Source organism: Candidatus Angelobacter sp. (genome assembly GCA_035607015.1).
Lineage (GTDB): Bacteria > Verrucomicrobiota > Verrucomicrobiia > Limisphaerales > AV2 > AV2.
This window is the reverse complement of sequence record DATNDF010000148.1, coordinates 1-6,675: the sequence shown is the minus strand read 5'-3', so window position 1 is coordinate 6,675 and position 6,675 is coordinate 1. Positions and strand designations below refer to the sequence as shown.

6 protein-coding genes are annotated in these 6,675 nt (G+C 58.9%); all 6 read left to right on the top strand.

Going from position 1 to position 6,675, the window contains the following annotated elements; genetic code table 11:
- Window positions 1-550: hypothetical protein (locus VN887_06055; GenBank protein HXT39569.1), on the top strand; the 550-nt coding region annotated here is incomplete at its 5' end.
- Window positions 547-2,178, top strand: a complete 1,632-nt coding sequence (locus VN887_06050) for a hypothetical protein (protein HXT39568.1) — start codon at window positions 547-549, stop codon at window positions 2,176-2,178. The genes VN887_06055 and VN887_06050, both read left to right, overlap by 4 nt.
- Before the next feature lie 20 nt (window positions 2,179-2,198).
- Complete coding sequence (locus tag VN887_06045; GenBank protein ID HXT39567.1) at window positions 2,199-2,918, top strand: hypothetical protein; 720 nt, start codon at window positions 2,199-2,201, stop codon at window positions 2,916-2,918.
- A gap of 31 nt (window positions 2,919-2,949) precedes the next feature.
- Window positions 2,950-3,486, top strand: a complete 537-nt coding sequence (locus VN887_06040) for a PASTA domain-containing protein (protein ID HXT39566.1) — start codon at window positions 2,950-2,952, stop codon at window positions 3,484-3,486.
- 12 nt (window positions 3,487-3,498) lie between these two features.
- The gene (locus VN887_06035) at window positions 3,499-5,148 is read left to right on the top strand and encodes a hypothetical protein (GenBank protein ID HXT39565.1); all 1,650 of its coding nucleotides are present in this window, start codon (window positions 3,499-3,501) and stop codon (window positions 5,146-5,148) included.
- Window positions 5,149-5,209: 61 nt separating this feature from the next.
- Window positions 5,210-6,675, top strand: a 1,466-nt coding sequence (locus VN887_06030; protein HXT39564.1) for a hypothetical protein, incomplete at its 3' end; no start/stop codon positions are given.

Below are 6,675 nucleotides of genomic sequence, written 5' to 3'. Positions count from 1 at the left end.
GACGGCGCGTAAGGCGGTGACCGATTTTCTCGGCGAAGCAGGAATCGGCGAGGTCCTGGTCTACAACCGCCTGGTAGCGCGGCTGATGGAAATCGAAGGCGTGCTCGACGTGATGATCGAGATCTATCCGCAGGCCAATCCTGAACAGCCGCACCACCGGAACGTCGTCGCCGACAATCCAGCCGTGCGCCCGGTGGCGGGCGCGATCACAGTAGATGTCGGCGGGGCACTGGTGATGTTGGACGTGGTTGTGACAGTCACGTTGAAGGGCGCGGGTTTGCTTGGTGATCAAACTACGGCCCGGGCCAGCGCGCGCGATCAGATCGATGGCCAGCTGCGCGCCGGGTTGAAGACCGCACCGATCTCCGTTCTCTCAGTCGCCGCTCTCCAGGGAATGTTGAGCGCTTCTGACAACTACTCGGTAACTGATCTGCACTACAAGATCGAATATCAGGAAGCCGGTGTCCGCATTCATCAACAGGACGTGCAGCTTCCCTTAACATCACTCGAGCAGCTGTGGGTGCGCCGAGTCAGCCTGGAGGGTCAATGATCGGTCGCACGCTCAAAATACTGAGCCGCTTTCCGGCGCACTTCGAAGCGACCCGGCCAGGCAAGCAGCTGGAAGCGGTGACCGATGCGCTGGCCTTAACCCTCGATGAGCAGTCGGCAATCATGGCTCGTATCCGTCGTTCACATCGCGTTGGCGATGCTGATGAGCTGCGCGATCTACTGCTCATTGCCGCGTTACATGGAATCACTCAAGCCGAACTGGCGTTGCTCTTCGCCAGGTTTGAGCGGGCTCGAGAGTTGTTGGTAAGGCTGACGAAAGCGGCAACTCCCGCTGAGCGTGATTCTGCTGCCGAGGAACTTTGCCGCTTGTGGGGAATTGCCGCTCCATCTCCGCGCCTACCGCTGTTTGCGCCGGCGCACGCCAACAACGTTCCACCTGATCTAGAGGCCGCGAAGACGCGGCTTATTCAAAACGCGAAGGCCGCCACCGTCGACAATATGCTGCTCGACGCGGCGCGCATTCGGATCAAGACAATTTCGCGAATTCATGCTTACGGTAACGGCACTGTCCGGGCGTTACTCGAGGGAGCGGCCAACGCTCTCGACCTGGACATCCTCCACGTTGTTCACAGCAAGGATCGCTTTTGGCACGCGGCCCTGGTTCGAGATCGGTTGATCCTTACTAGTCCGAAATTGGAGCCCGCTTCCGGTAACCAACCAGCGCGCGAAGTATTAGAACCACTCCCGGCGCCCGCAGAGCTGATGGGCGTTGAGGAAAACCCACTTGAACGAGTGAGCACGGATCAAGTGGGCCGGCATCACACGGAATTGTTCAGTGTCCTCCGCCGTGGCTTTGAGCGAACGTTGCTTCAGGTCCGCTTTACCGGAAAAGAAATTAAGACCGTCGGACCGATGGTCGTTAATCGTGACGAAGGACACGGCGTCGGTTACGCCGGAACGATTCCTCCCGGCGGCGCAGTTGTTTTTACCGAAGAGGGCCGCGTCACCCTGGACGGCAGCGATGTTACTTCCTTTGCGTTTTCCTGGAAGGGCGCTTGTTTCGCAGGGTCGGATGAACGGGCCACGGATTTTGTTTTTGACGGCGCGGGTGTAACCGGCGACAGGCGGGCCAGCTTCGCGGTGACCACGCCGGCGGGTGCTTTCGATCCGGACTTTCTGTTTCCGCACAGCGGCGAAGATTTACCAATGCCGGGCGTCGACGTAGGCGAAACCCGCTTCGCTTTTTTTATCCAGGAGGCCCACTTTTCCAAATTGGAATCGGAAGAAGGAACTGAACATGTATTGCGGGTCGCCCCACGAACAGCGGTGGGCTTTCTCGACAGTTCGGTGTTTGCCGGTCCGGCAAATGAGGTCGCGCCTGATTCCGCGATCGTTTCTTTGTCGTGGCTCGAACGCCGGGCCTTTTGTGTGCGACTGCTGATCCCGCGACGCTTTCGCGGCCTGACGCCTGACGACACTGACGGCGTGCAAACGCGCCAGCGCGTGGTCCAGGCAGTTAAGCGTTTCCACCCCGCCGGCGTCGAAGTGCGCGTCGAATTCGAAGACGATCGCTGGATGATGGGCGGAGGAACATTGAACGCTGGAGATTTGATCGATCCGATTGTACAGCTGCGCTCGGGGACGATGTTGTGGTCGGCTCCGGCCTGAGCAACGGTGGAGAGGAACTTATGGCAATCAACCCTAACATCCCAAAAACAGTCAATGCCGGCGAGCCGGTGACGGCCGAAGGCTGGAATGTAATCGTCAATGGCATCATCGCATTGACCAATTACCTCAACAGCACTGAAGCCTCCAGTCTGCAAGTCTCGCTGACAAACGTCGGGTTGGCGTTGGCGTCGGCGCGAGTGACCGCGACCCGGGGCGACGGAGTGATCTTCCAGGCCGTGGCGCCGGTAGCGCCGGCGAACACTTTTGTTTTTTCCGGACTTGCGCCTGGCCCGTACACCCTTCGCGCAGAAGCGCCGGGATTCGATGCGGCCACCAAATCCATTACCTCGCCATCGGCCGAAGCGGTTCCGTTAACGCTGACACCCAACGGTGCTTTTATGCCCGCTGTGTTCGGCGCTCCGCTTCAGGCCGCACTGCAACAGTTGAAGAACGCGAACATTGCCGTATCACGAATCATCGACGTCGCCGGCCGCGACGTTGCTCCGGCAAATCCGGGCGCCGATAACGACAACTCGCCAGTGCTGGCGCAAATCCCAGCCGCCGGTCTGCCGGTGGCGCCTGACGGCAACGCGCAACTTGTGATCGCCACTTCATTGCAGGTTCAGTCTTCGGTCGAAATTCCGTCGTTGGCCGGCTTGACGCTCGCTGAGGCGCAGAAGGCACTCGAAGGACTTGGTCTGGCGCTTGGCAAAGTTGTAACCAAGCAAAAGGCTTCATAAACCTGATCGAACTAAATAGGAGTGAGTTTCAATGGCAAACTTTGATTTAACCGCCGGGGCCAGGACGTCCGCCAAGGCATCGACGCAGTTCATCGATATCAGCGACAAGCCGACCAAAGCGAAGGTAGTGCGCGAAGGGTTCGAGGTGCCACACGTTACCCTCGACGAAAAGAAGACCAGCTTCGTGCTCGAGAACCTGCCGACTGTAATACCCAAGTTTTCGCCGCGCGTTGTTTCGCAGAGTATTCCTCCCGGAACCAAAGTCACTCCCGGCACGGTGGTCGATCTGATACTCGCTCCGAAGGACGTGATTCCGTTTGATATTTTTGACAACGTTCATGCCGATCTCAAGGCAAAAGCGCTTAGTCATGTTGACGACGTGATCGAAAACGTCGCCGTCCGCGAAGTGCTTTTGCGACACGACACGGCGAGCGAAGTCACCGTGGACGAAAAACAGTTGCTAATTACAGAGTTTCAGAAAAAGGGCGTCACCGTAAACGAAGCTGATTCGACGCGGACCTTCGCCAAGGCTTTCGACAGCGTTCGTGGTGCGGCTGCTTTCAGATAGCACGGAAGAATCATGGCAATCATCTCTGGACGCGACACACTGTTTCTCGACCGTGGGTTTTCCGAGAACCTGCTGGCCGTCGCCGGTGTACGGGTCTTCGGCGCTCAACTGACCACCGACGGCATCTCGTCTTTCACGCTTGATGTCACGCTCGCCCGCAATGCACTGGTTCGCAAGTACGACATCGTGGTTAATGCCGATCGCGCCAACGCGACGGTGGTCAACGCGGTGGCCCAGGTTCGGGCGACGGCTTCGACAGCGAGGCATCTGGGAGGTCGCGGCATGGCGATCGTCTTAGACTTTGGGACTCCGCGAACGATCAGCGGCGTGAGCGTGCCATCGGGCATGACCATTGTGCAAATAACACCGTGGATGGGCACGGCGTTTGGGCCGCAACCGGTCTTTACCGGAGGTTCGCAAGAGACTGCGATCCTGTCTTCGGAAGTGAGGACGGAAAGGCTGCTCGTTGAAGCGACCGGCTCAAAAACCGGCGATGAGCTGGCGGCGCAAATGGCCGTGGTTTTACCGGAAGCTCCATCTGATCTTGAAATAAGAATCGACGGCGGCGTGCCCGTAGTGACGCTGTCTGGGCCGGCCCAGCCGGGACCTGCGACTGCTTTATCTGACGATGCCTGGAATCGGGACGGCGAGCGGATCGTCCATCTGGCTGAGGCACTCGGAAAGTTGACCGGCGATCCCACTAAGTCCGAAGAATTGACTTTCAAAGTTGTGCTCACCAGTCGCGTTCCGGGCAAGCTTAGTATGCGGCTCGCTGAGCCGCCGGTCTTAAGTTATGTCCGGCGCGTGACCTTTAGTGGAGACACTAGTAAAGAGCTTTCATTCGGTGAGGAAGGGACCGAGGACGTTCCGCTCGAGAGCCTGCCGGCGCCAATAGCGATCGAAGAAATCAGTTTCACCGCCGCGGGGACGTTGCCTCCCGAACGGACCATCCCACCGGTGGGGCCAAACGATGCCGACCTCGCTGACCTGGTCCTCGATCCGGATCGGGCCGTCTGCGTTCGCTTGAGATCGACAACTGGCCTCGCCGAGCTAACCGGCATTCGTTTGCCTTTACGGGCCGGCAGCGGCGGAGCAGAAATACGCGTGCTGCTCTGGAAGAACAAGGAAGGAAGTAGCGAGCCGCTTGAGCCGCTGCCGGGAGCGGTGAGCGAGCCGGTCGAGTTATCGGCGGGAGATAAGGAAGCCTGGACCACGTTCTCGTTTAAGAAGGCCGTCGCGATCACTGCTCAGAATCCACCGTGGGCAGTCCTAACGGTATCGCGTGGTGAAGTCACCTACAGTCTCGGCGCCAGCGCCGGGGCTACCGATCCGCTGAACCAAAATGTGATTAAGCGCGGTGCGCCAACCGGACCCTTCAAACCTTTGCCGCTGCTGTTTCAGTCGGGGACCAGCGGATTCGGAAGCGTGCGTGGGCGCATGCGTCTGATCGGTCATGCGCCGAAGGATGTGCCGGTGGCCCCCTTGATTGTCAGCATTGTTTCGGATGAGTCAGCGGTTGAAGTTACGCCGGTCGCCAAGGGCGCCTTCGCCAGGTTGGCCTTTCCGCCTGCGTTAGCGGTGTCGTCTCCGGTTCTGCGAGCAATCAGTCGCAGCCCGGGAAATGTCACCTTAAGAGATATTGACGTCGTATCAACGACCTGAGGAGTTGAGGTAAGCCCACATGGCGAATGATGGCAGGACTCAGTTTTTAGACGGACTGCGTGTGACCGCGGACCATATGCAGCACATGCAGGACCGGTTGCGCGAGGCCGTGGTTGACTTGCGCCGAACCGTCGGTTTAGGACGCATCGCCTGGGGATTGCATGTCGAGACAAATGACGGGGCTGTCTCAATTCAACCGGGCGTTGCCTTTGCGCCGAGTGGTATCCGGCTCAATATCGATGCTCCCGCCAGCGTAAATATCCCCGATGGAGACGGCCCCTGGCGCGTAGTACTCAGAGCGGAAGAAAGCGACCGCGAATCACTGCGGGTCGGAAATCTAGCAACCTTAATCGCATTGATTACTACGGCTTCGGTCGAGGCCGATAACGATTCGGAAATTGGACCAGACGCTCTCGAGATCGCCTCAGTCACAAAGAAGAATGCCGGATTCAAAGCTGAACAAGATTCGGCACTGTTCGTTGCGGCTGGAAACCATAGTCACTCAGGCAATTTCGTTCAGGACGAATTTGGTCACTGGCACTACGACGGCCCGAAGCTGGCTGGTAAGGCTGGTGATAAAGGAGACGAAGGTGAGAAGGGCGACAAAGGTGACCCCGGCCTACCCGGTGAACCCGGCGCCAAAGGTGACAAGGGTGATCCCGGTGAGAAGGGTGACAAAGGCGACGCAGGCGCGAAGGGCGACAAAGGCGATCCGGGTGAGCCAGGCGCGAAGGGCGACAAAGGCGATAAAGGCGAAGCCGGTCAGGCCGCTGCCAAAGGTGACAAGGGAGATCCCGGCGCCAAGGGTGACAAAGGTGATCCGGGCGCGAAGGGCGACAAAGGCGATCCCGGCGTCAAGGGCGACAAAGGTGATCCGGGCGCGAAGGGCGATAAGGGTGATCCCGGTGCCAAGGGCGACAAAGGCGATCCGGGCGTTAAAGGCGACAAGGGTGATCCGGGCGCGAAAGGCGATAAGGGTGACCCAGGCCTCAAGGGCGACAAAGGTGATCCCGGCATTACGGGCGACAAGGGCGACCCCGGCGTCAAAGGTGACAAGGGCGATCGAGGCGAACAGGGTATTGGTCTCGACAGGGATTGGCCTTCGATCAAGAGCGTGTCCTGGAAGCAAGCCAACGTACTCACGAACCAGGAAGCTCTCGGCGCACTCAACGGAATCCGCATTATTCTCACAGACCCGTTATTGCCCGCAATAATCGAACAGCAGCCGCAGGTTGTCGAAGTCTGGTTTGAATCAGATCTCAGGCTGGTGCTACCAGGAGCAACGGCGGCGTTTCTGGTGCCGGCCCCTGGGCCAATGTCAGTAATCCACGGCACGGCGAAGCTCGACTCAAACTTCATCAGTTGGGGGGTCACAGATAATCCTGTTCATGTCACCCGCACGCTGAGCCCCGGTGGAAAAATCCTGATACGCGTCCACTGCGGGCATTTGTTCGCCCCCGATAAGCGACCATTCTCGGCTGCGTTGGATGTGGTCACGGGCGTTCCTACTTTGCATGCTCCAGGTGG